Source organism: Bradyrhizobium sp. CIR18 (assembly GCF_014198295.1).
Lineage (GTDB): Bacteria > Pseudomonadota > Alphaproteobacteria > Rhizobiales > Xanthobacteraceae > Bradyrhizobium.
This window is the reverse complement of the sequence record NZ_JACIHF010000002.1, coordinates 896,905-923,158: the sequence shown is the minus strand read 5'-3', so window position 1 is coordinate 923,158 and position 26,254 is coordinate 896,905. Positions and strand designations below refer to the sequence as shown.

Here is a 26,254-nt window from a genome sequence, read left to right as displayed (position 1 = left end):
TGGCCGTGATCGTACCCGACTGGCCAATGTCTGGCCTGGTCGGTCTTGCCCCCCGCCGGGAGGATGAATGCACGGACTGCTGCCCGCGCTGCAACGCGGCTTCAAGAGATGGATCGGCTGGCGACGGCTCGGAGTAGCCGCGAGCGTCTTCATCATCGCCTTCGCGATCACCTCGCTGGTGCGAACCCTCAAGGGCATCGATACCGGGGTCATCCTGACCGCGTTAACCGAGATTCCCCGCGGGAGCATCGGGCTGGCGGCGATCTGCGTGTTCTTTGCGTTCTGTACGCTGACCTTCTACGATTTTTTTGCACTGCGAACGATCGGCAAGAAGCACGTGCCGTACCGCATTGCGGCGCTCTCCAGCTTCACGTCCTATTCGATCGGCCACAACATCGGCGCCACGGTCTTCACCGGCGGCGCGATCCGCTTCCGGATCTATTCGGACTACGGGCTGAACGCGATCGACGTCGCCAAGATCTGCTTCCTGTCGGGCCTGACCTTCTGGCTCGGTAACATCTTCGTGCTCTCGATCGGCATGGCGATCCATCCGGATGCGGCGTCCTCGATGGATCAGCTCCCCTCCTCGATCAATCGGCTGATCGCGCTCGGCGGCCTCGCCTCGATCGGTGCCTATCTGGTCTGGCTCTGCATGGGCGAGAAGCGGCGCGAGCTCGGCCAGAAGGGCTGGAAGGTGGTGCTGCCGTCGGCGCCGCTGACGCTGGTCCAGATCCTGATCGGGGTGGTCGATCTCGGCTTCTGCGCCACGGCGATGTACCTGCTGATGCCGGCCAATCCGCCGATCGACTTCATGTCGCTGGCCGTGGTGTTCATCCTGGCGACGCTGCTCGGCTTCGCCAGCCATGCCCCCGGCTCGATCGGCGTGTTCGATGCCGCCATGCTGCTGGCGCTGCCCGAATTCGGCCGCGAGCAACTTCTGGCGACGCTGCTGGTGTTCCGCCTTCTCTATTTCGTGATCCCGTTCGGCCTCGCCATCTCGATCATGGGCACGCGCGAGCTCTGGATGAACGTGGTCGAGCCCTGGCAGGAGCGGCGGCGGCTGGCGGAGGCCTGCGCGCAGGCCAATCTGCCCAAGCAGGTGACGCCGATGGAGCGCGAGCGGATACTGCGCCAGGCCAACAAGCGGTAGGCCACGATCTGGACCCGGCGGGGTTGCGGGCGGCGGAGCAATGCTCTCTTATTTCCGCCTCAACTTTGCCGTTGAAGACGCGGGCCATGATCCCTGTATTCCTTCGTACCCTTTCCGCAGGCGCCCTGTTGCTTGCCGGGATTCTGACGGCCATGCCGCCCGAGCGCGCTAGCGCTCAGGACACCGGCGCCCTGCAGATCAATTGGGAGGTGCGTAACCGCTTCCGGCTGTTCCGCGAGGAGCGCGACTTCCTGCTCCATGTCGAGAACGCCCGCAACCGCAGCATCCTGGCCGCCGAGCAATCGCTGGAGCTCCAGAGCGAAGGCCGCGGCTGGGCCCGCAACATGGTCAACCGGCTCTGCATCGACCTCCAGGGCCGGGTCAACCAGCCCTGCACCCGCGACAACACCAAGGAAAACTACCTCACCCCGATCGATCACCCCGTCACCGTCCGCCTCGTTGGCGCGGTGCCGGTCGGCGCCACCTGCGCCTGGTCGTTCGACGACGGCGACGGGCCACAACAATCGACCTTCGACTGCGCCGAGCCGATCAATTTGCGCGTCCGCTACGGCAAGCAGACGGTCGCGACCGTCGACGTCTCCTCCGGCTCCGATCCGACCCAGCGCGTCCAGACCGAGATCCAGGTCCGCGACATCTTCGTCGCCGGCCTCGGGGACAGCATCGCCTCCGGCGAAGGCAATCCGGACCGGCCGCTGGCGCTGTCGGACGAAGGGTTTTGCTTCCGCTCCTATCTGGGCACCGCCGGCGCGCAGTACTACCGGCCGAGCCGCCACGGCTTCAAAGGCGGCCGCGCCTGCGAGGCGCCGGACACGCTCGCCAACTGGCAGCGCTACAGCGCGCTCTGGTTCAACTCGCCCTGCCACCGCTCGCTCTACAGCTACCAGACGCGCACCGCCCTCGCACTCGCGGTGCGCTACACCCACATCGCAGTGACCTACCTGCCGCTCGCCTGCACCGGTGCCAGCATCGGCGACGGCCTGCTCGGCTCGCAGCGCGCCCGCGAATGCCCGCCCGGCAAGACCGGTGTCTGCAACACCAGCGTGAACGCGCAAGTCGCCGAGTTGCGCGAGGCGGTCACCGCGGCGAAGAAGCGCCAGCCCGACCGCACGCTCGACCTCGTGCTGCTCTCTGTCGGCGCCAACGACGTCTATTTCTCCGGTCTCGTTGCCGACGTGATCGTCGAGACCGCGACCGAGCGCGCGCTGTTCCGCCGCTCCGGCGTGATGGCGAGCGTCGACGATTCCCGCGATGCGCTGGCGCGCGAACTGCCGCAGAACTTCGTCAAGCTGCGCGAGGCGCTCAAGCCGCTGGTCGGCGGCGACCTCTCGCATGTCGTCTATGTCTCCTACGCCAACCCCGCGCTCGCCGACGGCGGCGTGCCCTGCCGCGGCGGCCGGGCCGGCTTCGACATCCATCCGGCCTTCAACGCCGATCCGCAGCGCCTTGCCCGCGTCTCGACCTTCGTCGACACCGAGTTCTTGCCGCAGCTGAAGGGGCTCGCCACCTGCACCCGCGGCGCGCTGTGCCGTGATCCCGAAGCCGACCGCATGACGTTCGTCGACGCGCATCAGGCGGCGTTCGCCGATCACGGCTTCTGCGCCCATTCCGGCAACGACCCCGAATTCGACCGCAGCTGCTTTGCCGAGAACGGCCAGAGCTTCAATCCAGACATCGTGAGCGCGGCGAGCCAGCCGATGCTGTGCGGCCGCGGCGCCTCGGAATACCGCGCCTATTTGCCCCGCGCGCGCTGGATCCGTGACGCCAATGACAGCTATTTTGCCGCGATGACCTATCCGCAGGGATTGCCGGCGGCGAGCCAGCCGACCGACATTCACGACGCCACCTGGGGCGTGCTCTCCGCCGTTTATGGCGGCGCGGTGCATCCGAGCGCGGAAGGGCATGCGGCGATGGCGGATGCGGCGCTGCCGGCCGCGAGCGCCGTGCTCGGGCTCGATGCCGTGCCGCCGGGCGTCACGCGCGGATTTCTGCCGCAGCTGTTGCCGAGCGCAAAGCAGTAGCGCGCGCGAAGACTCCTTTTGCGAGTCGTAGCCCGGATGAGCGCAGCGACATCCGGAGCCATCTCCCCGCATATCGCTTCGCTCATGCGGGCTACGCGCAACGTCCTCGCACCTCGGTGTCGCAGCCCGGCTTGACCGGGCGATCCAGTACGCCGCGACGGCAGTCTTGAATCGAGGCTGCGGCGTACTGGATTCCCCGCCTTCGCGCGGAACGACAGCGGAGTGCTTGGTGCTCGCACATCACCATCGCTCGCACATTCACTCCGCGCCAGCATCGTTCCCCGCTACCTGCCGTTTCATCAATCCAAAAACGGTATCGATCGATACCCCCTTGAGCTTGGACACTTTGCCGCGCGCGCCTCTAGGAGTCGGATCGAGGAAACATTTCGACTTGAGGAGGCGCCTGATGAGCGCAGTGGTGTCCGCAGCGGACGTGAGAAGGTCTCGCGTCAGGCTGTTCATCGTGACCATGTTGTTCCTGGTCACCACCGTCAATTATGCCGACCGCGCCACGCTGTCGATCGCAGGCCCCGCGCTGTCCAAGGAGCTGCATCTCGATCCCGTCGCCATGGGCTGGATCTTCTCGGCATTCGGCTGGTCCTATGTCGCGGCGCAGGTCCCGGGCGGCTGGCTGCTCGACCGCTATGGCTCGCGCCTCGTCTATGCCTTCAGCATCATCGTCTGGTCGCTGTTCACGCTGATGCAGGGCTGGGTTGGCTTCCTCAGCGCCGGGACGGCTGTTGTCGTGCTGTTCGCGCTCCGCCTCCTTGTCGGCGTCGCGGAAGCGCCCTCCTTCCCCGCCAACGCCCGCATCGTCGCGGCGTGGTTTCCGGGCAACGAGCGCGGCACCGCGTCGGCCTTCTTCAACTCGGGACAGTATTTCGCCACCGTGATCTTCGCGCCGCTGATGGGCTGGATCGCGCATGCCTATGGCTGGCGCTTCGTGTTCTTCGTGATGGGCGCGCTCGGCATCGTCATGGGCTTCGTCTGGCTCAAGACCATTTACGGCCCGAAGGAGCATCCTTCGATCAACGATGCCGAGTTCGACTACATCAAGGAAGGCGGCGCGCTGGTCGATCTCGACGCACCCAAGAACGATCAGCTGCGCGAGCGTGCGCAAGAGGCCGGCTCCGGCTGGGACCACATCCGCCAGCTGCTCTCCAACCGCATGATGCTCGGCGTCTATCTCGGCCAGTATTGCATCAACACGCTGACCTATTTCTTCCTGACCTGGTTCCCGGTCTACCTGGTCAAGGAGCGCGGCCTGTCGATCCTGCAAGCCGGCTTCGTCGCGACGCTGCCGGCGCTGTGCGGCTTCATCGGCGGCGTGCTCGGCGGCATCATTTCCGATGCGATCCTGCGCCGGACCGGCTCGCTGACCATGGCGCGCAAGATCCCGATCGTCGGCGGCATGCTGCTGTCGATGTCGATCATCGCCTGCAACTATGTCGACGGACAGGCGCTGGTGGTCGGCTTCATGGCGCTCGCCTTCTTCGGCAAGGGCATCGGTGCGCTCGGCTGGGCGGTCGTCTCCGACACCTCGCCGAAGGAAGCCGGCGGCGTCTCCGGCGGCCTGTTCAACACCTTCGGCAATCTCTCCTCGATCACCACGCCGATCGTGATCGGCTACATCCTCGCCGCGACCGGCTCGTTCAACGGCGCGCTGGTGTTCGTGGGCCTCAACGCGCTGGTGGCGGCGTTCGCCTATCTCGTCATCGTCGGCAAGATCGAGCGGGTGACGCTCAAACGTTCCTCCTGAGGGCTCCCGATGGGAGCTTGACCAGGCAACTCAACGGCGGCCCAAAAAGCCGCCGTCTTTGTTTTGGGGATGATCGATGCTAGAAGTACCGGGGAAACGCCTTATCCATCTAAGGCATGTATCGATGTTCGACCTCAACCAGCTCCGCTGTTTCGTCACGGTGGCGGAGGAACTGCATTTCGGCCGCGCCGCGACGCGGCTGAACATGACCCAGCCGCCACTGTCCCGGCAGATCCAGGTGCTCGAGCACATCATCGATGCGCCGCTGCTCGAGCGCACCAGCCGCTCGGTGCGCCTGACGCCGGCCGGGCGTAGCTTCCTGCCGGAGGCGCGGCGCATCCTCAAGCTCGCCGAAAGCGCCTCGCAAGTCGCCCGCCGCATCGCGCTCGGCAAGACCGGCTCGCTGAAGATCGGCTTCACCGCGGCAGCGGCCTATGGCTTCCTGCCCGAACTGGTCGCGGCCTGCCGCGCCAAACTGCCCGAGGTGGATTTCTCGCTGAAGGAGATGGTGTCGGGCGACCAGTTCGAGGCGCTGACGTCGGGCCAGATCGACGCCGGCCTGCTCAGGCCGCCGATCGCGCGGCCCGAGCTCACCAGCCGCCGCGTCGTCGCCGAGCCGCTGCTCGCCGCGATCCCGAAAAAGCATCCGCTGGCGAATGCCGACAGCATCACCATCAAGGATTTCGACGACCAGCCCTTCGTGATGTATTCGCCCTATGAGAGCCGCTACTTCCACGATCTCCTGGTGGCGCTTTTCACCCGTGCCGACGTGCTGCCGCGCTACGTCCAGCATCTCAGCCAGATCCACTCGATCCTCGCCATGGTGCGCGCCGGCCTCGGCCTTGCCATCGTGCCGGCGGCGGCGGCCAGCCTGAAGATTTCCGACGTGCGCCTGCGCCCGCTGAAGCTGCGCACGCGCGTCCCCGTCGAGCTGTTCATGGTCTGGCGCCGCGACGACGAGAATCCGCTGCTGTCGGCGCTGGTCAAAATCGCCGGCGAACTGGCCTCTGCGGAGCCCGCGGAAGATTGATGCTGATTTCGCATCGGTCGATATAGGCTTTGGCTTGGACCCGCATCGAACGGTCTCCTAAACCACGGCGCATGGACGCGCAGCCTTCTGCTTGCGTCCTCCACAACACGCAATGAGGGAGCCGCGCCCATGAGCAAGATGACCCCGCAGGAAATGGCCCAGAAGATCGGATCTGGCCTCCTGTCTTTCCCCGTCACGCCCTTCAAGGCTGACTACTCCTTCGACGAGGCGACCTATCGCGCCAACATGGACTGGCTGTGCGGCTATGATGTCGCAGGCCTGTTCGCCGCCGGCGGCACCGGCGAATTCTTCTCGCTGACGCCGACCGAGGTCCCTGAAGTCGTCAAGGTCGCCGTCGACGAGACCAAGGGCCGCGTGCCCGTGCTCGCCGGCACCGGCTATGGCACCGCGATCGCCCGCGAGATCGCAATCGGCGCGGAGAAGGCCGGCGCGGACGGCCTGCTGCTGCTGCCGCCCTACCTCACCCACTCCGAGCAGGAGGGCCTTGCCGCCCATGTCGAGGCGGTCTGCGCCGCCGTGAAGATCGGCGTCATCGTCTACAACCGCGACAACGCGATCCTGCAGCCCGACACGCTGGCGCGGCTGGCCGAGCGCTGCCCGAACCTCGTCGGCTACAAGGACGGCATCGGCGACATCGAGCTGATGACCCGCGTCTACACCAAGCTCGGCGATCGTCTCACCTATGTCGGCGGCCTGCCGACCGCCGAGACCTTCGCGCTGCCCTATCTCGACATGGGCGTGACGACCTATTCCTCGGCGGTGTTCAACTTCGTGCCGGAATTCGCCACCAACTTCTACGCCGCGGTGCGCAAGCGTGACCACGCCACAATCCAGGCCGGGCTGAAGGACTTCATCCTGCCGCTGATCGCGATCCGCAACCGCAAGAAGGGCTATGCCGTCTCGATCATCAAGGCCGGCATGAAGGCGATCGGCCGCGACTCCGGCCCGGTCCGCCCGCCGCTCACCGACCTCACCGAGCAGGAGATCGCCGAAGTGACCGCGCTGGTGAAGAATCTGCCCGCCATCCGATCGACACAACAGGCGGCAGAATAGGGCGACAACAGCGAGGAGCGTGCGATGGCCCAGATTGAAATCTCCGGTGCGCCTGTCGTCACGGCGATGCAGGTGATCCCGGTCGCGGGCCGCGACAGCATGCTCCTCAACCTGAGCGGCGCACATGCGCCGTTCTTTACCCGCAACATCATCATCCTCACCGACAATGCCGGCCATACCGGCGTCGGCGAGGTGCCGGGCGGGCAGAAGATCTGGCAGACGCTCCAGGATGCCCGCGATCTCGTGATCGGCAAGACCGTCGGCGCGCTCAACAACATCCTCGCCGACGTCCGCACCGCCTTCGCCGACCGCGACGCCGGCGGGCGCGGCAAGCAGACTTTCGATCTTCGCGTCATGATCCACGCGGTCACCGCGATCGAATCCGCGCTGCTCGATCTGCTTGGCCAGCATCTCAACTTGCCCGTCGCCGCGCTGCTCGGCGAAGGCCAGCAACGCAAGAGCGTCGAGACGCTCGGCTATCTCTTCTTCGTCGGCGATCGCCGCAAGTCCAGGCTCGACTACGTCAGCGGCGAGACCGGCAAGGCGGAATGGTTCAACCTCCGCCATCAGGAGGCGATGACGCCGGAGACCGTGGTGCGGCTCGCGGAAGCCACCCACGACCATTACGGCTTCGCCGACTTCAAGCTGAAAGGTGGCGTGCTGCGCGGCGAGCAGGAGATCGAGGCCGTCACCGCGATCGCAAAGCGTTTTCCGAGCGCGCGCGTGACGCTCGACCCCAACGGCGCCTGGTCGCTCGACGAGGCAATCAGCCTCTGCAAGGACATGCACGGCATCCTCGCCTATGCCGAGGACCCCTGCGGCGCGGAAGGCGGCTTTTCCGGCCGCGAGATCATGGCCGAGTTCCGCCGCGCCACGGGCTTGCCGACCGCGACCAACATGATCGCCACCGACTGGCGGCAGCTCTCCCATGCGCTGCGCCTGGGCGCGGTGGACATTCCGCTGGCCGATCCCCATTTCTGGACCATGCAGGGCTCGGTGCGGGTGGCCCAAACCTGCCGTGACAACGGCCTGACCTGGGGCTCGCACTCCAACAACCATTTTGACATTTCGCTGGCCATGTTCACCCATGTCGGCGCCGCCGCCCCCGGCAAGGTCACCGCGATCGATACCCATTGGATCTGGCAGGACGGCCAGGCGCTCACCAGGGAGCCGCTCCGGATCAAGGGCGGCAAGATTGCCGTCCCGGACCGGCCGGGCCTGGGTATCGAAATCGACAGGGCCGCTATCGACGCGGCGCATGACCTCTACAAGCAGCATGGACTCGGTGCCCGCGATGACGCTATTGCCATGCAGGACCTGATCCCCGGCTGGACCTTTGACGACAAGCGTCCGTGCCTCGTGCGTTAAAATACTTCCTCGGAGGAAAAGATGACTGCGATCCTGAAGAACTTCATCGGCGGCGAATGGGTCGATGGCTCCGGCGTCACCAAGAACATCAACCCCTCCAACACCAACGACGTCGTCGGCGAATACGCCAAGGCCGACAAGGCCCAGACCGAGAAGGCGATCGCCGCCGCCAAGGCCGCCTTCCCCGCCTGGGCGCAGTCAACGCCGCAGGCACGCTTCGACGCGCTGAACAAGATTTCCCTCGAGATCCTCGCCCGCAAGGAAGAGCTCGGCCGCCTGCTCGCGCGCGAGGAAGGCAAGACGCTGCCTGAGGGCATCGGCGAGGTCGCGCGTGCCGGCCAGATCTTTGCGTTCTTCGCCGGCGAGGCGCTACGCCTGATCGGCGAAAAGGGCGCCTCGGTGCGTCCCGGCCTCGACGTCGAGCTCACCCGTGAGCCGGTCGGCGTCGTCGGCATGATCACGCCCTGGAATTTCCCGATCGCGATCCCGGCCTGGAAGATCGCGCCTGCGCTCTGCTACGGCAACACCGTGGTGTTCAAGCCGGCCGAGCTGGTGCCGGGCTCGGGTCACGCGCTGGCCGAAATCATCACCCGCTCCGGCATTCCCGCCGGCGTGTTCAACCTCGTGGTTGGCTCCGGCTCCGTCGTCGGCCAGACCCTGCTCGACCACCCCGATGTGGCCGCGATCTCCTTCACCGGCTCGGTGCAAACCGGACGCAAGATCGCGCAGGCCTGCGTGCTCTCGAACCCGATGAAGAAGTTCCAGCTCGAGATGGGCGGCAAGAACCCGCTGGTCGTTCTCGACGACGCCGACCTCAAGACCGCCGTCGAAGTCGCCGTCAACGGCGCCTATTTCTCGACCGGCCAGCGCTGCACCGCCTCTTCCCGCCTGATCGTCACCGAAGGCATCCATGACCGCTTCGTCGCGGCGGTGGCCGAGCGCCTGAACGGGCTGTCGGTCGACGACGCGCTCAAGGCCGGCGTGCATATCGGCCCTGTCGTGGACCAGAGCCAGCTCGACCAGGACCTGCGCTACATCAAGATCGGCCAGGACGAGGGTGCCAAGCTGTCCTTCGGCGGCGAGCTGCTCAAGCGCGAGACGCCCGGCCACTATCTGCAGCCGGCGCTGTTCACCGAAGCCAACAACAACATGCGCATCGCGCGTGAGGAGATCTTCGGCCCGGTCGCCGCCGTCATCCGCGCCAAGAACTACGAGGAAGCGCTGGCGATCTCCAACGACACCGAGTTCGGCCTCGCTTCGGGCATCTGCACCACCAGCCTGAAATACGCCTCGCACTACAAGCGCAACAGCGAGTCCGGCATGGTGATGGTCAATCTGCCGACCGCCGGCGTCGACTATCACGTGCCGTTCGGCGGCCGGAAGGGCTCGAGCTACGGTGCCCGCGAGCAGGGCTCCTACGCGCGCGAGTTCTACACCACGGTGAAGACGGCTTATACGTTCCCGGGCTGATGCACGATTGTAGGGCGGGTTAGCAAAGCGTAACCCGCCTCCTATCTTCAGCATCGAAAGAAGTGGCGGGTTACGCCTTCGGCTAACCCGCCCTACAAGACGGAGTCCTCCCATGGACCAGGACGTCGCAGCGAAAGAGCAGCCCCGCTACATCAAGCTCAACGAGCGCGACAATGTCGCAATCGTGGTCAATGATTTCGGGCTTCCCGCCGGCTCCCGCTTTGCCAGCGGCCTGACGCTGCGCGCCTTCGTGCCGCAGGGGCACAAGACGGCGCTGGTCGACATCGCGCAAGATCAGCCGATCGTCCGGTATGGCGAGGTGATCGGCTACGCGCTCTCGCCGATCCTGGCCGGCGAATGGGTCGACGAGGCGCGCATTCGCATGCCGGATGCCCCCGACCTCGACAAGCTCGAAATCTCGACCGCCGTCCCCGCGCCGCTGCCGCCGCTCGAAGGCTTTACGTTCGAAGGTTATCGCAATCCGGACGGATCGGTCGGCACCAAGAACATCCTCGGCATCTCCTCCTCCGTGCAATGCGTCAAGGGCACGATGGAATACGCGGTGAAGCGCATCCGCGCCGAGCTGCTGCCGAAATACCCCAACGTCGACGACGTCGTGCCGCTGACGCACGCCTATGGCTGCGGCGTCGCGATCACCGCACCCGACGCGGTGGTACCGATCCGCACGCTGCAGAACATCGCGCTGAACCCGAATTTCGGCGGCGAGATCCTGGTCGTCGGCCTTGGCTGCGAGAAGCTCGCACCGGAGCGGCTGGTGCCGGAAGGCGTCAGCGATGCCATCGTGCGGATGCAGGACGAAGCCTTCGACGGCTTTGGCGCAATCGTCGACGCGATCATGACCCAGGCGGAGGCGCGGCTGAAAATCCTCAACACGCGCACCCGCGAGACCTGCCCGGCGTCCGATCTGGTGATCGGCCTGCAATGCGGCGGCAGCGACGCCTTCTCCGGCGTTACCGCCAATCCTGCCGTCGGCTTCGCCGCGGACCTCCTGGTGCGCGCCGGCGCCACCGTGATGTTCTCGGAAGTGACCGAGGTGCGCGATGCCATCCAGCTGCTCACCCGCCGTGCCATCAACGCGGACGTCGGCCGCGCGCTGGTGCGCGAGATGGCCTGGTACGATTCCTATCTCGCGCGAGGCGGTGCCGATCGCAGCGCCAACACCACGCCCGGCAACAAGAAGGGCGGCCTCGCCAACATCGTCGAGAAGTCACTCGGCTCGATCGTCAAGTCTGGATCAAGCGCCATCACCGGCGTGCTCTCGCCCGGCGAGAAGGCGACGCAGAAGGGCATGCTGTTCGCGGCAACCCCCGCCTCCGATTTCATCTGCGGCACGCTCCAGCTCGCCTCCGGCATGACGCTGCAGGTGTTCACCACCGGCCGCGGCACGCCCTACGGCCTTGCGGCCGCACCCGTGATCAAGGTCGCGACCCGCAGCGAGCTTGCCCGCCGCTGGAAAGACCTGATCGACTTCGACGCAGGCCGCATCGCCACCGGCGAGAAGACCATCGAGGAGACCGGCTGGGACCTGTTCCGTCTCATCCTCGACGTCGCCTCCGGCCGCACCAAGCCATGGTCGGACCGCTGGGGCATCCACAACGATCTGACGCTGTTCAACCCCGCGCCGGTGACCTGAGGCCGCCAGCCGGCTTCACTGACCACCGATCAGGTGCATGTCATCCAGCGTGACAGGCAGGCTGCGCGTGATGAGATCCGCAATCGCCGCGCGCAGCCGTTCGCTCGAAGCCGGACCGTCAATTGTCCCGTCGATCGGCCCGCTGGGGCCTGCGATCCTCAGGGTCCCGGTGTTGTCGAGCGGCGCGGCCGCCCGCTTTTCGATCACATCGAACGTCTTGCCGTCGATGACGCGGACCTCATACAGCGCGTGGATCAGGCCGTAGTCTGCAAGCAGCGTCCGGTATTCGGCGATCCCGACACCCTCGATATTGCGGCCATTTCCGAGTTTCGATCTCGCGCGGGTAATGACGATGTACGCATCGAGTCCCTGGGGCGTGACATCGGTGCGAACCAGCTCCTTGAACGGATCGCTCCGCAGCAGATTGACGGGCGTAACCGCCGAATCCCGGATCGCGGCGAACGCGGCGCGGGTGTAGTTGACGGCCTGAACGCGATAGCGTGCGCCCAGCAGCCTGGTCGCCTGCTGGACGATCAGCTCGTCCAGTCCCCATGCACTGATTGAGGCGCTTTGCCCGGTGGAGCCGAGCTTGGTAAGGCCTGCCTGTGAAAGGCTCATCTCCTCGCCGATGGCGGAGACGATGCCGACCGTCTTGATCGCCTGGAGCCGGCTCGCGCGGGTCTCGAACGCCGCGGCGGCGCCGAGGGCGACGCAAGCGGCTGCGAGGCCAATCCATAGAAAAGCAATGCGTCGCATGCCGGCTCATCGAATCCTGAAATCGAACGAATAGGACGCGCCGAGGCCGACGGTGGTCTGGTTCGACGACCCCCGCAGCTTCACCAGCGGACTGTCCGCGGCGTCGCCGAGCAGCTTCTCGTATTCGACATAGGCATGGACCTCCCACTGCGGATTGATGCGATAGGAGACCTGGCTGCCGAACCCGACCGAATGCGCGCCGCCTTTGGCGTTGTATGTCGGCAATCCCGACGCCAGCGCCTGCGCGCCATCGACGCCGAAATACGGCGCGGTCGCGTTAGTGCTCTTCCAGGTGAAGCGCGGGCCGGCCGAGATCGTCAGCCTTTGAATCAGCGGCACGATGACGTCGGCGGAGATGTCGGCGACGGTGCCGGTATGGCCACCCACGCCATGGCGCAATTCGCTGCGCAGGCGGAGCCAGTCGACCGGATAATATTCGACGAAGCCGCCAAGCTCGTAGGCGGCCTTGACGTCGCCAAGGCCCGTCAGCTCGGCATATTTGTCGGACTTGCGCGAGGTGACGTATTTGAACGCAGGCCCTGCGCGAAAATTGCCGACGTCGAGCAGCGCGATGCTGGCGCTGTCGCGCGGGCCCCGAAACTGGTCGATCGATCCGGCGCGGCGGATGGAGAAGATCGGGATCGGCATGAGCTTGCCGTTCTTCGATCCGACGAAATCCGGTGTGTACTCACCACCGATGCCGACCATGACCGTCCAATTGCCGGAGGGCGAAGGCAGCATCGGCAGCTCGAACGGCGGCGCCGGCAGCGTGAACGCGGTCTGCGCCGATGCGGATTGAGGGATCGCCATGATCGCGCCGAGTGCGGCGAGCAAGGTGGTCGTGAGCCGCACATTCACCGTGAGGCGAAGAGCGGCGTCGTCAAAATGCTTCATTACGGGGCCCCGGACCGGCCTTCCTGGCCTGGTCGACTCGTGTGGTTGGAGCTCCAGCATGTGGTCCGGCAAAATTGCCCCAAGATTGCAAGGCGACAACCAACCGCCCCAAGATGCTCCCGGCGCGCACAAGGCGTGCGCCATCGAACCAACATTGCCCGAACATTGCCGGGAGGCGCTCACGCGCCCAAACTTTGCCGGCACTGCCGGTCACCCCACTCGCATCTGCCTTTTATTCGCCAAGCTCGCTGCCTTTATGGGAACCCTGCGCAGGAGCCGAAACGCCAGACTTCGGCAAGGGAGCGTCACGCTCGGGGATTTGTTGCCCAGCAGAGTCAAGGACGACCCGCGTGCGTTCCCTCGTAATCGAAGACGAACCGCAGATCGGCGCCTATGTCAGCCGCCTGCTCGGGCAATTGCACGGAATCGTCGACCTCGTCGGCTCGATTGCCGATGCCCGCCAGGCGCTCGACAATTTCAAATATGACCTCGCCATCGTCGACCGCATGCTGCCCGACGGCGATGCGCTCCAGGTGGTCACGGCCTTGAACCAATCGCCCGATCGCCCCGCGATCATCATGCTGACGTCCAAGGACGCCAAGGAAGACATCGTCGAGGGCCTCAACGGCGGCGCCGACGACTATCTCGGAAAGCCGTTCGAGCCGCAGGAATTGATTGCGCGCGTGCGCGCGGTGCTGCGCCGGCCCCGGCTGCTCGCTCCCTCGGTATTGTCGCTCGGCAACGTCGAGCTGCATCTCGGCAGCAACGAGGCGGTGGTCGCCGACACCAGGATCCTGTTGCGGCGGCGCGAGGCACTGATCCTGGGAGCGCTGTTGATGCGGCGCGACCGCGTCATCACCCGCGCCGCCCTGATCGAAGAGATCTACGGCTTCGACGACGAGATCGAATCCAACACGCTCGAAGCGCAGGTCTCGCGCCTGAGGAAGAAATTGCTCGAGCTCGGCGGCGACGTCGAGATCCGCAGCATGCGGGGCATCGGCTACATCCTGCGGCTGGCAACGCCGCGATGAGGTCGATCGCCCAGACGTTTGCGTTTTCGCTCGGCATCGCCGCGACGACGATCTTCCTGATCATGGTCGCGATCTTCGTCTCGAGGTACCCGATGGAGGAACGCGAGTTCAGAGCGTGCCGGGTCGTGGCCGCCGTTCTCGATCGCGCCACTGTTATCGATGGGCAGAACCTGACGGTGCGCCCCACTCCCGCGCTCGAAGAGCTGAAGGCGGACAGTCCAAACCTCTGGTACGTCGTCTCCGTGGGCAATCTTGTCAGCGAGTACGGCAGCGAGCACCGGCCACAGCTACCCTTCGCCTTTCCCTATCGCGGGCCTGTCGGCTTGTCCGTCTTCAGCACACCCGACCAGAACAGCACGTTCTGTCTCGCGGTTGCGCAGCGGGGCGCCTTGCGGCTCACGACGATGGTCGGCGAGCCTCAGGTCCGCTTCGGCCGGCTCGCAAGAAGCTTCCTCGCCCGCAGCTTCTTTTCGATCCTCGTGGTAGCGCTGGCCTTTGCGGCCACCGTCGCGATCGGGTCGGCGCTTGCTGCGCGTTTCGTCTCGCGCGGCATCGAGCGGGTCGCGCGCCGCGCCCTCGCGATCGATCCATCGGCCCCGCAGGGCCTGATCTCGTTGTCCGAGGTCCCGCGCGAGCTGAAGCCGCTGGTCGAGGCGCTAAATCGCGCCTTCGGCGAGATCGATGCCTATATCAGGATGCAACGCCGCTTCCTCGGCAATGCCGCCCATCAGCTCCGCACGCCGCTGACGCTGCTGCGCGCGAAGGTCGAAGACGTACCCGAGCCGGCCCTGAAGGCCGAACTGGTGCGCGATATCAGGCGCCTGACGTCGCTGGTCTCCGCGATGCTCGATCTGGCGCGGCTGCAAAACCATGCGATCGAAAAACGGCCGATCGATCTCGCCCAGATCACGCTGGACGTGCTCGCCGATTTCGGCCCGTCGGCACTGGACGCCGGCATCGAGCTCGCGCTGGAACAGGCAGAGAAAGGTCCGCTCCTGGTGCAGGGCGTGGACGCCGCGATTCGCAGCGCGCTCGCCAATCTCGTCGGCAACGCACTCATCCACGCCCATGGCGCACGACGCATCGTCGCCACGCTCGGCCACGACGGCATCTCGATTGACGACGACGGCGCAGGCCTGCCGGACGGCGTGGAGCACGGGCTGACCGAGCCGTTTCAGACCGGCAACACTGCCGGCGATGGCGCGGGCCTCGGCCTGTCGATCGTCCGCGAGATCATGGCCGCGCACGGTGGCGAGCTGGTCATCTCCTCCACGCCTGGCCGCGGCACGAGCATGAGGCTGCGCTTTCCCGTCGCCGCCGCACCGACCAGATCTCCGCATTTGGATCTGCAAGCGGGCTGACCGCGAGCTGCGCCGGTCAATCCGCGAAACCGTCCGGAAACACTGGCGCGAAAAACTTCTTTCTCGTTTCGTCGTTGCGCATCAAGCAATCAATATGTTCGCCGACGGCCACGGGAATGTTCTCGCACAAGCGAACCTGTTCCGGCATCGAGACGACCAAACCTCCGATTGACATCTTCAACGGAGATTTTCCAATGCGTGTTCTCACAATGATTGCCGTCGCCAGCGCCGTGATTGCGAGCTCGACCGTTGCTTTCGCCAGCGAACTTCCGACTTACGAAGTGAAATCGTTGCCGATCTCGGCGATGCAGGTGCAGGTGCTCGGCGGCGCCGGCGTCGAGGAGCAGTCGGCCGCGCCTACCATGATCGTCGCCGGCATGCCCGCCTCGCCGGCGCAGGTGTCGGTGCTGTCGCCGCGCGTCAAGCAGCTCGCGAGCGCAGGTTCGGGCAGCGAAGCGCGCTGAGCCTTTCGCGTCGCTTGCGGCGCCTGCATCCGATGCGGGCGCCGTCAGCGTTTTCAGGTCATGCTGCCCGGCATGAAGCAGCGCACGCGCGGATGGCCGTCGATATAGTGCTTCCACACCATGGTGCGGCCGATCTTGTTCGGCACGGTGATCACGGCACCGTCAGGCACCACGACCCATTCGTCGTCGATGCGGACGCGGAAGCGGCCGCGATCGGACTCCCAATCGACGTCGGCAATGATGTAGCCGTCGGCGTCGGTGCAGCACTGGCCGAATTCGCTGTGCAGGCTTTCGAACCAGGGTTTTAGCGGCGAGTTGGCGTAGCGCCCGTCGTCGCGCGCCAGCGCCGAATTGGTGAGCAGAACCGTCAGCCCCAGCAGCACGGCGGCACACTGTCTTGCAGGTCTCATGTCGTCTCCGCGGTCGAAGTGATCGCCGCGAGGCAAACGCTGCCGTCTGCCCGCAGCACCGCGCACGGCAGGCATGGAGACGGCGACTCGCTCCCCAGCAGCTTTGCGGACAGCTATGCAAATCCGGCGCCAGCGCGCATTCCGGGGAACTACTGGAGCAGGCGGGGCACGCATTCGCCTTTCGGCGAACGTCGCCGCGAAGACCGTCTGCTGGTGCGGGGAATGACCGCGACCGGAAGCTACCGCCGATCAGCCAGCTCAGAGCTCGAGCCTACTGCTTGGGCGCCGGCGCCATCATCGTGCCGCCGCTCTTCTTCGTCGGTGCCGGCGGCTTGGTGGCCGCGGCTTGCGCAGGCAGATACTTCGCGACGATGGCAGGATCGACCTGGGCGATGTTGGTGTCAGGCAGGCGCGTCCAGGCCTCGTCCTTGCCGAGCAGCGCGATGCCGAGATAGCCGCGCAGGGTCAGGGTCTGACCGTCGGGACTGACCTTCATGTTGGCCTTCCAGATCTGGCCGTCGCGCGGATTGAGCACGTTGCCGCCTTCGTACTTCAATCCGTCGCGCTTCATGTTGCGGACGAAGGAGATGCCGAGCACCGGCGCATTCTTGCGATCGTCGGTGCACTTGCTGCAGATCTCGTTCGGATCGTCGCCGGGCCGCGGGAAGGTCTTTGCGATCACGCCTTCGAAGATGCCGTTGTGGTCGATGAAGAGAAACCATCCGACCGTCTTGCCGTCCTCGACCTTCTGCCAGAGGCCCGCCGCCGTGGGCTCGGCGATTTGTGCCGCAGACGGCGTCACCGTCGCGAGCGACAATGCGAGCGCGAGGAAGGGGAGCAGCCGAGAGCTGGTAAAAATCCGCATTAGATCACCTTGTTATTCCACGACCGGAATGGCCGCAGACTACGGCGATTTCGCGAACGGTTCCAGCGCCAGAAACATGGGGCATCCCCTCCCTGCCGCCGTCAGTTGACACCGAGCTTCTTTTGCAGGCTGGAGGACGAGGTCGTGTACTGGAACACGAGCCGCTTCTCCGGATAGACGTAGCGATGGGCTTTTTGCGACATCAGCGCGCCCTCGTGGAAGCCGCACAGGATCAGCTTGATCTTGCCGGGATACGTATTGATGTCGCCGATCGCGAAGATGCCGGGAACATTGGTCTCGAACGCGGACGTCTCGACCGGCACCAGATTGTTCTCCAGCGCGATGCCCCAGTTTGCGACCGGGCCGAGCTTCATGGTCAGCCCGAAGAACGGCAGCATGGTGTCGCAGGCAATGTCCGTGACGCTGTTGTCGTTGCCCTTGATGGTGGCGCCGGTGAGCAGGCCCTCTGCGCCGGAGAGCGCCGTGACCTGGCCGAGTCGGAGATCCATCTTGCCGCCGGCAACCAGCGCGCGCATCTGCTCGACGCTGTGGGGCGCGGCGCGAAACTCGTCGCGCCGGTGCAGTAGCGTGATGCGCTTGGCAATCGGATGCAGATTGAGGGTCCAGTCGAGCGCGGAATCGCCGCCGCCGACGACCAGCACGTTCTTGTCGCGGAACGTCTCCATCTTGCGCACGGCGTAATGGACTGAAGTGCCTTCATAGGCCTCGATGCCCGGCACCGGCGGGCGCTTGGGCTGGAACGAGCCGCCGCCGGCCGCGATCACCAGCACCTTGCATTCGAACACCTTGCCGGCGTCGGTGGTGCAGCGGAAGGCGGGATCGCCGATCTTCTCCACCGTCTCGACCATCTCGCCGAGATGGAAGGTCGGATGGAACGGCTTGATCTGCTCCATCAACGCGTCGGTGAGGCCCTGCCCCGAAACCTGCGGAATGCCGGGAATGTCGTAGATCGGCTTTTCCGGATAGAGCTCGGCGCACTGGCCGCCGACCTTGTCGAGGATGTCGACGAAATGCGCCTTCATGTCGAGAAGGCCAAGCTCGAAAGCGGCGAACAGACCGCAGGGGCCGGCGCCAATAATCAGCACATCGGTTTTGATCACATCGCTCATGTCGTCTCTTTATCGGTCGTTATCGGTTGGACGCGCCCGGCGGGCAGAGGTGACCCTGCCTGTCTAGCCAACGGGGATGGATCAGGGAAGGCATAAAAGCGGGAGCGCCCCGCAGCCGCGCCCACTTGCCGGGGCAAAATAACTGGGCTGTAACGAGGAAAGATATGACGGAGATCAATCGGTGAACGCACCAAGCCGCCTCGATACGACGCCGCGCCTGGAGGACTATCCCTACCGCCTCAGCGACAACGTCCGCTTCGGCGATCTCGATCCCAACCAGCACGTCAACAACGCGGTCTACGCCACCTATTTCGAGACCGGCCGCGTCACGCTGATGAAGCTGCCGGAGTACGGACTGACGCCGCCAGGGCTCGCCTGGATCATGGTGCGGCTCGACATCCACTTCCGCGCCGAGCTGCACTGGCCGAACACGATCGAGCTCGGCCTAGGCGTAGTGAAGCTCGGACGGACGTCAGTGACCTTCGAGCAGGTCGTGTTCTCGCAAGGAAAGTGCATCGCCTCGGCGATGTCGGTCGGGGTCATGCTCGACGAGGCGACGCGGCGGCCAGCGCCGCTCAGCGCGGAGATCGTCGAGAAGCTCAGACCCTGGCACAAGCGCGGCATCGAGGTCGCGACGCCGAACATATAGTTCAGTTCAGAAGGGGCAGGCTTGTAAGGATCAGGCTTGTCAGGATCAGGCCTGGCGTTCCGGCGTCGTCACGACGAGACCGTCGAGATCGTCGGAGACCTTGATCTGGCAGGACAGGCGCGAATTCGGGCGCACGTCGAAACCGAAGTCGAGCATGTCCTCTTCCATCGGCGTCGGGCTGCCGACCTTCTCGCGCCAGGCTTCGTCGACATAGACATGGCAGGTCGCGCAGGCGCAGGCGCCGCCGCATTCGGCCTCGACGCCGGGAATGCTGTTGCGGATCGCGGCTTCCATCACGGTTGCGCCGTTCTCGATTTCCACCGTGCGGGTTTCGCCCTTGTGGTCGACAAAGTGAATCTTGGCCATGTGTGCTCGTGCTGCCGCGGTGCTGGGAATGAAGGAGGGTCCGGGCTGTCCTATAACGGGTCGATAAGCCGGGCGCCATAGGGTTTTCAGCCGAAGTGAATCCCGCTTTGCGGGAAGAAAACGCGTCAAAACAAGAGACTAGAGTCCGGCTCGGCCGCGTGGCCTCAAGGCTTCAGCATCGCCTCGATGGCGGCGCGGGCCTCGGTCACCGCCTCTTTCAGCGCGGCGAAAGCGTGGCGCTGGTCATGGCCGGTCTGGACCGCGATCTCCAGGCTTGCGGCCGCATCCGCCACCGCAAAAGCGCCGATCCCGCGCGCCGAACCCTTGAGCTTGTGGGCCAGCACGCCCGCCTCGGCCGGCAGCGTCGCCATCGCCGCGATCAGGCGGACCGCCTGCTCGGCGAACATGGCCAACACTTCCCGTTCCAGCTCGGCGTCGCCGAGCGTCATCCGGGAGAGGTGATCGAGGTCGAGCGGGCTGTCGATGGGTGCAAGCGGGGGCGAGGGCATCCAGTCCATCCGTTGCAGTTCAGGCGTCATGGCGCAGGCCCCGGCATCGCGCGGCGGTTCCGCCGGTCCGGCGGTGAATTGACCTCACCCAAGCATGGAAATGGTTAACGAAATGTTCGGGGTCAGAGACGCAGTTCCGCCGGTTTATTGACGAAAAGTTGCCGCAATCGGCCGAGTCCAGTGGAGAATTGCATTTATTGCTAAGGCGTTACGGCCCGATCCTGTTAACGATGATTAAGAATGTCTTAATCGCGGGCATTTCATTCGCCACGCTCTGCCAATAGGATGTTGCGGAAATTGGCGGACAAGCCGTCCGGGTGGGGACGGCTCGGAGATCCGCGCAAGCGGCATGATCCGGTCTGTGGGCTTGCGCACGCAGCGCGCAGGGCTCGCGGGGGGACGCGTACAAGTAACGAGGGCTCGGACTGAACATGGCGAACACTCCGAAAAAGGTCAAAGACCCCACAGAAGTTGCGCTTTCTGCGATCCAGGAAGCCCTGAACATCAGCGACACGGCTGCCGACACCAGCCGCAACGCCGCGATGCGCAACGAAACCGCGCCTTCGGTGGCGCCGCCGCCCCCGATCTTCGACGAGCCGAGCTTCGAGCCGCGCCCCGCCGCCAACGAACGTTCGACCGTGTTCGACCCGGTCGAGGAGCCGCGCTCTTCGCGCCGCGCCGCCAATGACGACCGCGAGACCATTGGCCAGCTGCTCCAGGCCCTGCAGAAGGGCCGCCCTGCCCGCAACGTCTACACCTTCGCCACCATCTTCGCCGGCGTCTGGCTCGCGGCCTGCGCCGCGCTGACCTTCGGCTTCCTGCCCTCGATCCAGGCCGCCATGGGCCAGAGCGGCGGCGTGCTCGTGATCGCCGGCCTGGTTGCGATGTTCTTCGCGCCGATCATGCTGTTCTACTTCCTTGCGAGCCTGGTCTGGCGCGGCCAGGAAATGCGCATGATCGCGCAGGCGATGGCGCAGGTTGCGATCCGCTTCTCCGAGCCCGAGGGCTCGGCCTCCGATTCCATGGTCACCGTCGGCCAGGCCATCCGCCGCGAGGTCGCGGCGATGGGCGACGGCATCGAGCGCGCCATCGCGCGCGCCGGCGAGCTCGAGACGCTGGTTGCCAACGAGGTTGCCGCGCTCGAACGCGCCTATTCCGACAACGAAGTGCGCATCCGCGCCCTGCTGCAGGACATCGCGCATCAGCGCGACAATCTGGTCGGCCAGGCCGAGCAGGTCCGCAGCGCCATCTCCGGCGTGCAGATCGATTTGCGCCACGACATCGCGCTGATCTCTGATGCGATCGCCTCGCGCGTCGACGAGGTCGCCAAGTCCATCACCGGCGCGCTGGAAGAGCGCGGCGCCCACATCACCAGCGCGCTGAGCAATGCCGGCGACAACATGATCCTGGCGCTCGGCGAGCGCGGCGGCGACCTGCTCGACCGCCTCGAGGAAGCCAGCAACGAGACCACGCGCGCCGTGCTCGATGCCAGCGAGCGGCTGACCACCAGCCTCAACTTCAAGACCGGCCACGTCCACGACGAGTTCGTCGACCTCGCCGACCGCGTCCACGAGATGCTCAACGAGCGCATCGACCGCATCACCGGCGAATTCGAGCAACGCTCCGCCGCGATCGTCGACGGCATCTCCGAGCGCACCGAGCAGGTGCACGACAGCCTGAAGAATTCCTCGGATTCGCTGCTGCTCGAGCTCGAGCTGCGCTCTAACGACCTCTCCGCCAAGATCGACGACGCCGGCAACCGCCTCGCCGGCCAGATCCTGACGAGCGGCGACAAGGCGAGCGAGGCGCTCGACGCCACCGTCAACACCCTCGTCGCCAAGGTCGTCAGCCAGACCGAGACCGCGCACGACTCGCTGTCGCTGCAGATGAGCGCGTTCGACGAGCTGGTCAGGAACCAGGGCACCGAGCTGGTCGAGAAATTCGCCCGCGACAGCGGGACGCTGGGCGCGCTGATCACGCGCCATATCTCCGAGTTCGACCGCACCGTGAAGACCTTCGGCGGCGAGATCGTCGAGCGCATGGGCCAGCGCACGCAGGACATCCACGAGTCGCTGAAGACCTATGTCGAGAATTTCGACACCCGCTTCACCGCCAATGGCGGCGAGATCACGGCCGTGCTCGACCAGCGCCTGGTGCAGTTCGAGACCACGGTCGGCGAACGCGTCAACCACCTCGACGCCTCGCTGAACAGCAAGATCGCCAGCCTCGACGGCACGATCGATGGTCACCTCAAGACCTTCGACGAGCAGCTCGTCGGCCGCGTCGCCGCGCTCGAACAGTCGTTCGACACCCGCGCGCAATCCATGACCGAGACCATCGACGGGCGCATCAACACGCTGGCGACCTCGCTGACCGACGGCGCCGCGCAGGCGATCCAGTCGATCGACTCCCGGCTCACCCACCTCACGACGTCGCTGACCGGCGGTGCTTCGCAGGCCATCGAAACCATCGATGCGCGCCTCAACCATCTCACGAGCTCGCTGACCGGCGGCGCCTCGCAGGCCATCGAGACCATCGATGCGCGCCTCAACAATCTCACCACCACGCTGACCGATGGCGCTTCGCAGACCATCCAGTCGATCGATACCCGCCTGACGCACCTCACGACGACGCTGACCGGCAATGCGACGCAGGCGCTCGAGTCGATCGACTCCCGCCTCACCTACCTGACCACCGCGGTCACGAACGGCGCCTCGCAGGCCGTGCAGTCGATCGACACGCGCCTGACCCTGCTGACCTCGACCCTCACGGACGGCACCGCGCAGGCGATCGAGGCGGTCGACCGCCGCATCACCGGCGTCACCGAGATCATCGACGGCCGCAGCACGCACCTGACCGACACGGTCACGGCGCGCTTCCAGGAAATCCACCAGGTCATCGAGACCCGGGTCGGCTCGGTCGCCAGCGACATCGACGTGCGCGTGGCACAGTTCGAGGACCTGCTCGGCTCGCGTGTCGAGGCCGTCGCAGGCCGCATCGAAAGCAGCGGCCGCCAGGCCAGCGAGGACATGATGTCCCGCGCCGAGATGATCTCGACCGCGATCCGCTCGCATGTCGAGGACGCCGAGCGCTCGCTCACCAACCTCGTCGTCAACACCAGCGAGACGATCCAGACCGGAGCGCGCACCGCCCAGCAATCGCTGATGACGGTCTCCTCCGACGTCAACGCCCAGCTCAAGATGACCTCTGCCGAGGTCGAGCGCGCGCTGACCGCGGTCGGCACCGGTTCGGCGAACTCGATCCTCAGCAGCGCCCGCGAGGCGCAGTCGACGCTGGTCGCAGCCTCGGGCGAAGCCTCCAACCAGATCAAGGGGCTCGCGGCCGACGTCGAGCGTACGCTGTCGGCGGCAGGCTCCGCCACCGCAGCCTCGATCCTGGCCGGCGCCCGCGAGGTGCAGACCACCCTCGTCACGGCGTCCTCGGACGCGGCCAACCACGTCAAGACGCTCACCGCCGACGTGCAGCGTTCGCTGTCGCTGGCCGGCTCCACCACGGCGGAATCGATCACCGCCGGCGCCCGCGATGCGCAGAGCGCGCTGATCGCGGCCTCGGCCGAGACCGCCAACCAGATCAAGGCGCTGTCCTCGGACGTGCAGCGCTCGCTGACGATGGCCGGCACCTCGACCGCCGAGACCATCATGAGCGGCGCCCGCGAAGCCCAGAGCACGCTGGTTACGGCCTCCTCGGATGCGGCGAGCCAGGTCAAGTCGCTCGCGGCCGAAGTGCATCGTTCGCTCTCGCAGGTCGGCCAGTCGACCGCCGAGACGATCACCACCAGCGCCCGCGACGCCCAGAGCACCCTGCTCTCCGTCTCGGCCGAGCAGACCAGCCAGGTCCGTTCGCTCGCGGCCGAGATGCAGCGCGCGCTGGCGACCGCCGGCGGCGCCACCATCGAGGCGCTCACCAGCGGCGTGCGCGAGGCCCAGGGCTCGCTGATCTCCGCCTCGACCGACGCGGCCAGCCAGATCAAGTCGCTGACCACGGACATCGAGCGCACGCTGACCGCAGTCGGCGCCGACACCGCCTCGACCATCCTCAACAGCGCGCGTGAGGCCCAGACCTCGCTGACCTCGACCTCGGCGGACGCCGCGAGCCAGATCCGCACGATCTCGACCGAGATCGAGCGGACGCTGAGCGCGGCCACCGCGAACGCGACCAACGACATCCAGACCAGCGCGCTCAACGCCCAGAACGCGCTGATATCGGCCTCCAACGAGGCGAGCTCGCGGGTCAAGTCGAGCTCGTCCGACGTCGAGCGTTCGGTGCTCGCCGCCAGCTCGAGCTTCGGCCAGGCCATGACCGGCAAGACCGACGAGATCGTCACCTACGTGCAGCAGCAGGCCGACCGCCTGTCGAACATGATCGACGCCAAGCGCGGCGCCCTGGTCGACGCGATCGGCTCCAAGACCAGCCAGCTAACGCTCGACATCGACCGCGTCACCTCGGACGCCCTGAAGTCGATCGAGACGCGCGGCCAGGCCTTCTCGCAGACCATGATGGGCAACGGCTCGGAAGTCGCCCGCACCATCAACGCGGCGAGCGAGATCGCCACCGGCGCGGTTGGCAAGTCGCTGAAGGACCTCGAGCAGGCCTCGCGCGCGGCGATCGACCAGTCGCGCCAGGTCTCGATCGCGGCCGTCACCGAGATGCAGGAGACCAGCAAGATCCTGCGTACCGACACGGTGGCGCTGTTCGAGCGCCTGCGCGAAGGCAACATCCTGCTTCAGGAGGTGCTGACCGGTGCGCACGACAACCTCAACTCGCTCGAGCGGGCGCTGGTGACGCGCGTCGCCGACTTCGTCTCGGCGATGAACGACGTCACCTCGCGCAACGGCGCGGCGACGCAGAACCTGGAAGAGCAGCTCAACGTCTTCAACAGCAAGACCACGAAGGCGCTCCAGGATCTCGGCGAGCTGTCGACCCAGTTCGACGCGCACGGCAAGGCTTTGGTCGACGCCGCGCAGGTCGTCGAGCAGAGCAACAAGAACACCACCGCCTCGCTCGCCGAGCGCAAGCAGGCGCTGGAATCGCTCGTCACCACGATCGACCTGCGCACCGCCGATCTCGACCAGCGCCTGTCGCGCTTCACCGGCCTGCTCGATGAATCGCTGGCAGCCGCCGAAGAGCGTGCCCGCGACATCGCCCGCGTCGTCGCCGAGACCGCCGGCGCAGGCTCGGCCGCGATCACCCGCCAGTTCGAGGCGGTGCGTGCGGCCTCCGAAGAAGAGCACCGCCAGACCATCGAGGCCATGCACGACATCTACCGCCAGACCACGGACGAGGCGGATACGATGTTCAAGCAGTCGACCGAGAAGTTCACCAACCTCGTCTCCAGCATGAAGCAGATGGCCTTCGAGATGCACAACGAGCTCGAAGCCACCCGCAACGAGCTGCGCCGCGGCGTGCTCGAGATGCCGCAGGAGGCCGCCGAGAGCACTGCGCAGATGCGCAAGGTGATCGTCGACCAGATCGAGGCCCTCGCCGAGCTCAACCGCATCGTGGCCCAGCATGGCCGCGGCCTCGACGTCACCACGACGGGCCGCGCCTCCGTCGCCGTCCAGCGCCAGGAGGAGCCGATCATGGCGGCTGCGGGCGGACGTAGCGCCGAGACCCGCATGCGCGACACCGGCAGCGCTTCCACGCTGCCGCCGCCGGACCTCGGCATGCCGGCCGCGCGCCGCACCGACGCACCGCCGGTCGCGCCCGCCGGTAACGACCAGGGCCGTGACGGCTGGCTGTCGGACCTCCTCAACCGCACGGACGCCAATCAGGGCGCCCCGACCGGCCGTGAGGCTCCGCGTGGCCGCGCCGCACCCGCGCCGCAGCCGCAGGTGCCGCAGGCAAGCAGCAATCCGCTGGAATCGCTGTCGCTCGACATCGGCCGGCTGATGGACCGCAACCTCGCTGCCGAGATGTGGGACCGCTACCAGCGCGGCGAGAACAAGGCCTTCACCAAGCGCCTCTACACGCCCGCCGGCCAGAAGGCCTTCGACGAGGTCGCCCGCAAGTACCGCGCCGACCGCAACTTCAAGGGCACGGTCGACCGTTATGTCGCCGAGTTCGAGCGCCTGCTCGACGAGGTCGCCCGCGACGGCCGCGGCCCGCAGGAGCTGCGCAGCCACCTGACCTCGGAGACGGGCCTGGTGTACACGCTGCTGGCGCATGCAGCGGGACGGCTGGGGTAAGCGGCTCGCAGCGACAACGAGCAGCAAATGAAAACGGAGGCCTCACGGCCTCCGTTTTTGTTTGGATGT

At 66.1% G+C, this 26,254-nt stretch carries 21 protein-coding genes; 13 read left to right on the top strand and 8 right to left on the bottom strand.

Annotated elements, in window-relative coordinates:
- Window positions 1-67: 67 nt before the first annotated feature.
- From GGD65_RS12835 to garD, 8 genes are all read left to right on the top strand, one after another.
- A complete protein-coding gene (locus GGD65_RS12835) occupies window positions 68-1,150 on the top strand; it encodes a YbhN family protein (protein ID WP_018317331.1) in 1,083 nt (360 codons plus the stop codon).
- An 86-nt stretch (window positions 1,151-1,236) separates the two neighbouring features.
- Window positions 1,237-3,189, top strand: a complete 1,953-nt coding sequence (locus tag GGD65_RS12830; protein WP_183235472.1) for a hypothetical protein — start codon at window positions 1,237-1,239, stop codon at window positions 3,187-3,189.
- Between the two features lie 406 nt (window positions 3,190-3,595).
- Window positions 3,596-4,948, top strand: a complete 1,353-nt coding sequence (locus GGD65_RS12825) for an MFS transporter (RefSeq protein ID WP_018317333.1) — start codon at window positions 3,596-3,598, stop codon at window positions 4,946-4,948.
- Window positions 4,949-5,072: 124 nt separating this feature from the next.
- Window positions 5,073-5,978, top strand: coding sequence for a LysR substrate-binding domain-containing protein (locus tag GGD65_RS12820; RefSeq protein ID WP_018317334.1), 906 nt, complete (start codon window positions 5,073-5,075; stop codon window positions 5,976-5,978).
- Window positions 5,979-6,107: 129 nt separating this feature from the next.
- Window positions 6,108-7,052: a 5-dehydro-4-deoxyglucarate dehydratase gene (gene kdgD / locus GGD65_RS12815; protein WP_183235471.1), complete on the top strand. Its 945-nt coding sequence runs from the start codon at window positions 6,108-6,110 to the stop codon at window positions 7,050-7,052.
- Between the two features lie 24 nt (window positions 7,053-7,076).
- Window positions 7,077-8,420, top strand: a complete 1,344-nt coding sequence (gudD, locus tag GGD65_RS12810) for a glucarate dehydratase (RefSeq protein ID WP_183235470.1) — start codon at window positions 7,077-7,079, stop codon at window positions 8,418-8,420.
- Window positions 8,421-8,441: 21 nt separating this feature from the next.
- Window positions 8,442-9,890, top strand: coding sequence for an aldehyde dehydrogenase family protein (locus GGD65_RS12805; RefSeq protein ID WP_092261172.1), 1,449 nt, complete (start codon window positions 8,442-8,444; stop codon window positions 9,888-9,890).
- Between the two features lie 112 nt (window positions 9,891-10,002).
- Window positions 10,003-11,544 carry a galactarate dehydratase gene (gene garD / locus GGD65_RS12800; protein ID WP_018317338.1) on the top strand — a complete coding sequence of 514 codons (1,542 nt, stop codon included), beginning with the start codon at window positions 10,003-10,005 and terminating at the stop codon, window positions 11,542-11,544.
- Window positions 11,545-11,559: 15 nt separating this feature from the next.
- Here the strand turns inward: garD and GGD65_RS12795 are convergent, their stop codons facing one another.
- Together GGD65_RS12795 and GGD65_RS12790 are read right to left on the bottom strand one after the other, a co-directional pair.
- A complete protein-coding gene (locus GGD65_RS12795; RefSeq protein ID WP_246783255.1) occupies window positions 11,560-12,162 on the bottom strand; it encodes a hypothetical protein in 603 nt (200 codons plus the stop codon).
- A gap of 144 nt (window positions 12,163-12,306) precedes the next feature.
- On the bottom strand, window positions 12,307-13,194 hold the full coding sequence (locus GGD65_RS12790) for a MipA/OmpV family protein (RefSeq protein ID WP_183235468.1): 888 nt from the start codon (window positions 13,192-13,194) through the stop codon (window positions 12,307-12,309).
- Between the two features lie 350 nt (window positions 13,195-13,544).
- Between GGD65_RS12790 and GGD65_RS12785 the strand changes: the two genes are divergently transcribed.
- Both GGD65_RS12785 and GGD65_RS12780 read left to right on the top strand, forming a co-directional pair.
- On the top strand, window positions 13,545-14,225 hold the full coding sequence (locus GGD65_RS12785; protein ID WP_183235467.1) for a response regulator transcription factor: 681 nt from the start codon (window positions 13,545-13,547) through the stop codon (window positions 14,223-14,225).
- Entirely contained in the window at window positions 14,222-15,586 is a 1,365-nt protein-coding gene (locus tag GGD65_RS12780) for a cell wall metabolism sensor histidine kinase WalK (RefSeq protein WP_183235466.1), read from the top strand. Before GGD65_RS12785 ends, GGD65_RS12780 begins: the two co-directional genes overlap by 4 nt.
- Window positions 15,587-15,602: 16 nt before the next feature.
- Here the strand turns inward: GGD65_RS12780 and GGD65_RS12775 are convergent, their stop codons facing one another.
- The gene (locus GGD65_RS12775) at window positions 15,603-15,767 is read right to left on the bottom strand and encodes a hypothetical protein (protein WP_177237353.1); all 165 of its coding nucleotides are present in this window, start codon (window positions 15,765-15,767) and stop codon (window positions 15,603-15,605) included.
- Between the two features lie 13 nt (window positions 15,768-15,780).
- Here GGD65_RS12775 and GGD65_RS12770 point away from each other — a divergent pair, with 13 nt between their 5' ends.
- Window positions 15,781-16,050, top strand: a complete 270-nt coding sequence (locus GGD65_RS12770; RefSeq protein WP_183235465.1) for a hypothetical protein — start codon at window positions 15,781-15,783, stop codon at window positions 16,048-16,050.
- Window positions 16,051-16,103: 53 nt separating this feature from the next.
- Here the strand turns inward: GGD65_RS12770 and GGD65_RS12765 are convergent, their stop codons facing one another.
- From GGD65_RS12765 to GGD65_RS12755, 3 genes are all read right to left on the bottom strand, one after another.
- Entirely contained in the window at window positions 16,104-16,460 is a 357-nt protein-coding gene (locus tag GGD65_RS12765; RefSeq protein ID WP_018317343.1) for a hypothetical protein, read from the bottom strand.
- A gap of 271 nt (window positions 16,461-16,731) precedes the next feature.
- Window positions 16,732-17,325, bottom strand: a complete 594-nt coding sequence (locus GGD65_RS12760; RefSeq protein WP_179737758.1) for a DUF2147 domain-containing protein — start codon at window positions 17,323-17,325, stop codon at window positions 16,732-16,734.
- A 101-nt stretch (window positions 17,326-17,426) separates the two neighbouring features.
- Window positions 17,427-18,455, bottom strand: coding sequence for an NAD(P)/FAD-dependent oxidoreductase (locus tag GGD65_RS12755; RefSeq protein WP_179737757.1), 1,029 nt, complete (start codon window positions 18,453-18,455; stop codon window positions 17,427-17,429).
- A 181-nt stretch (window positions 18,456-18,636) separates the two neighbouring features.
- Between GGD65_RS12755 and GGD65_RS12750 the strand changes: the two genes are divergently transcribed.
- Window positions 18,637-19,104: a thioesterase family protein gene (locus tag GGD65_RS12750; RefSeq protein WP_018317346.1), complete on the top strand. Its 468-nt coding sequence runs from the start codon at window positions 18,637-18,639 to the stop codon at window positions 19,102-19,104.
- Between the two features lie 45 nt (window positions 19,105-19,149).
- Here the strand turns inward: GGD65_RS12750 and GGD65_RS12745 are convergent, their stop codons facing one another.
- Together GGD65_RS12745 and GGD65_RS12740 are read right to left on the bottom strand one after the other, a co-directional pair.
- Complete coding sequence (locus GGD65_RS12745; protein ID WP_018317347.1) at window positions 19,150-19,470, bottom strand: 2Fe-2S iron-sulfur cluster-binding protein; 321 nt, start codon at window positions 19,468-19,470, stop codon at window positions 19,150-19,152.
- A gap of 164 nt (window positions 19,471-19,634) precedes the next feature.
- On the bottom strand, window positions 19,635-20,009 hold the full coding sequence (locus tag GGD65_RS12740; RefSeq protein ID WP_018317348.1) for an Hpt domain-containing protein: 375 nt from the start codon (window positions 20,007-20,009) through the stop codon (window positions 19,635-19,637).
- A gap of 401 nt (window positions 20,010-20,410) precedes the next feature.
- Here GGD65_RS12740 and GGD65_RS12735 point away from each other — a divergent pair, with 401 nt between their 5' ends.
- Window positions 20,411-26,185 (top strand): negative regulator of septation ring formation, encoded by a 5,775-nt coding sequence (locus GGD65_RS12735; RefSeq protein WP_183235464.1) that lies wholly within the window; start codon window positions 20,411-20,413, stop codon window positions 26,183-26,185.
- The last annotated feature ends 69 nt before the right edge of the window (window positions 26,186-26,254 follow it).

Excerpts from the sequence above, each read along its gene's own strand:
- GGD65_RS12835 (WP_018317331.1), top strand. The coding sequence starts at position 68 with ATGCACGGACTGCTGCCCGCGCTGCAACGCGGCTTCAAGAGATGGATC.
- GGD65_RS12830 (WP_183235472.1), top strand. The coding sequence starts at position 1,237 with ATGATCCCTGTATTCCTTCGTACCCTTTCCGCAGGCGCCCTGTTGCTT.
- GGD65_RS12825 (WP_018317333.1), top strand. The coding sequence starts at position 3,596 with ATGAGCGCAGTGGTGTCCGCAGCGGACGTGAGAAGGTCTCGCGTCAGG.
- GGD65_RS12820 (WP_018317334.1), top strand. The coding sequence starts at position 5,073 with ATGTTCGACCTCAACCAGCTCCGCTGTTTCGTCACGGTGGCGGAGGAA.
- kdgD (WP_183235471.1), top strand. The coding sequence starts at position 6,108 with ATGAGCAAGATGACCCCGCAGGAAATGGCCCAGAAGATCGGATCTGGC.
- gudD (WP_183235470.1), top strand. The coding sequence starts at position 7,077 with ATGGCCCAGATTGAAATCTCCGGTGCGCCTGTCGTCACGGCGATGCAG.
- GGD65_RS12805 (WP_092261172.1), top strand. The coding sequence starts at position 8,442 with ATGACTGCGATCCTGAAGAACTTCATCGGCGGCGAATGGGTCGATGGC.
- garD (WP_018317338.1), top strand. The coding sequence starts at position 10,003 with ATGGACCAGGACGTCGCAGCGAAAGAGCAGCCCCGCTACATCAAGCTC.
- GGD65_RS12795 (WP_246783255.1), bottom strand. The coding sequence starts at position 12,162 with ATGAGCCTTTCACAGGCAGGCCTTACCAAGCTCGGCTCCACCGGGCAA.
- GGD65_RS12790 (WP_183235468.1), bottom strand. The coding sequence starts at position 13,194 with ATGAAGCATTTTGACGACGCCGCTCTTCGCCTCACGGTGAATGTGCGG.
- GGD65_RS12780 (WP_183235466.1), top strand. The coding sequence starts at position 14,222 with ATGAGGTCGATCGCCCAGACGTTTGCGTTTTCGCTCGGCATCGCCGCG.
- GGD65_RS12770 (WP_183235465.1), top strand. The coding sequence starts at position 15,781 with ATGCGTGTTCTCACAATGATTGCCGTCGCCAGCGCCGTGATTGCGAGC.
- GGD65_RS12765 (WP_018317343.1), bottom strand. The coding sequence starts at position 16,460 with ATGAGACCTGCAAGACAGTGTGCCGCCGTGCTGCTGGGGCTGACGGTT.
- GGD65_RS12760 (WP_179737758.1), bottom strand. The coding sequence starts at position 17,325 with ATGCGGATTTTTACCAGCTCTCGGCTGCTCCCCTTCCTCGCGCTCGCA.
- GGD65_RS12755 (WP_179737757.1), bottom strand. The coding sequence starts at position 18,455 with ATGAGCGATGTGATCAAAACCGATGTGCTGATTATTGGCGCCGGCCCC.
- GGD65_RS12745 (WP_018317347.1), bottom strand. The coding sequence starts at position 19,470 with ATGGCCAAGATTCACTTTGTCGACCACAAGGGCGAAACCCGCACGGTG.
- GGD65_RS12740 (WP_018317348.1), bottom strand. The coding sequence starts at position 20,009 with ATGACGCCTGAACTGCAACGGATGGACTGGATGCCCTCGCCCCCGCTT.
- GGD65_RS12735 (WP_183235464.1), top strand. The coding sequence starts at position 20,411 with ATGGCGAACACTCCGAAAAAGGTCAAAGACCCCACAGAAGTTGCGCTT.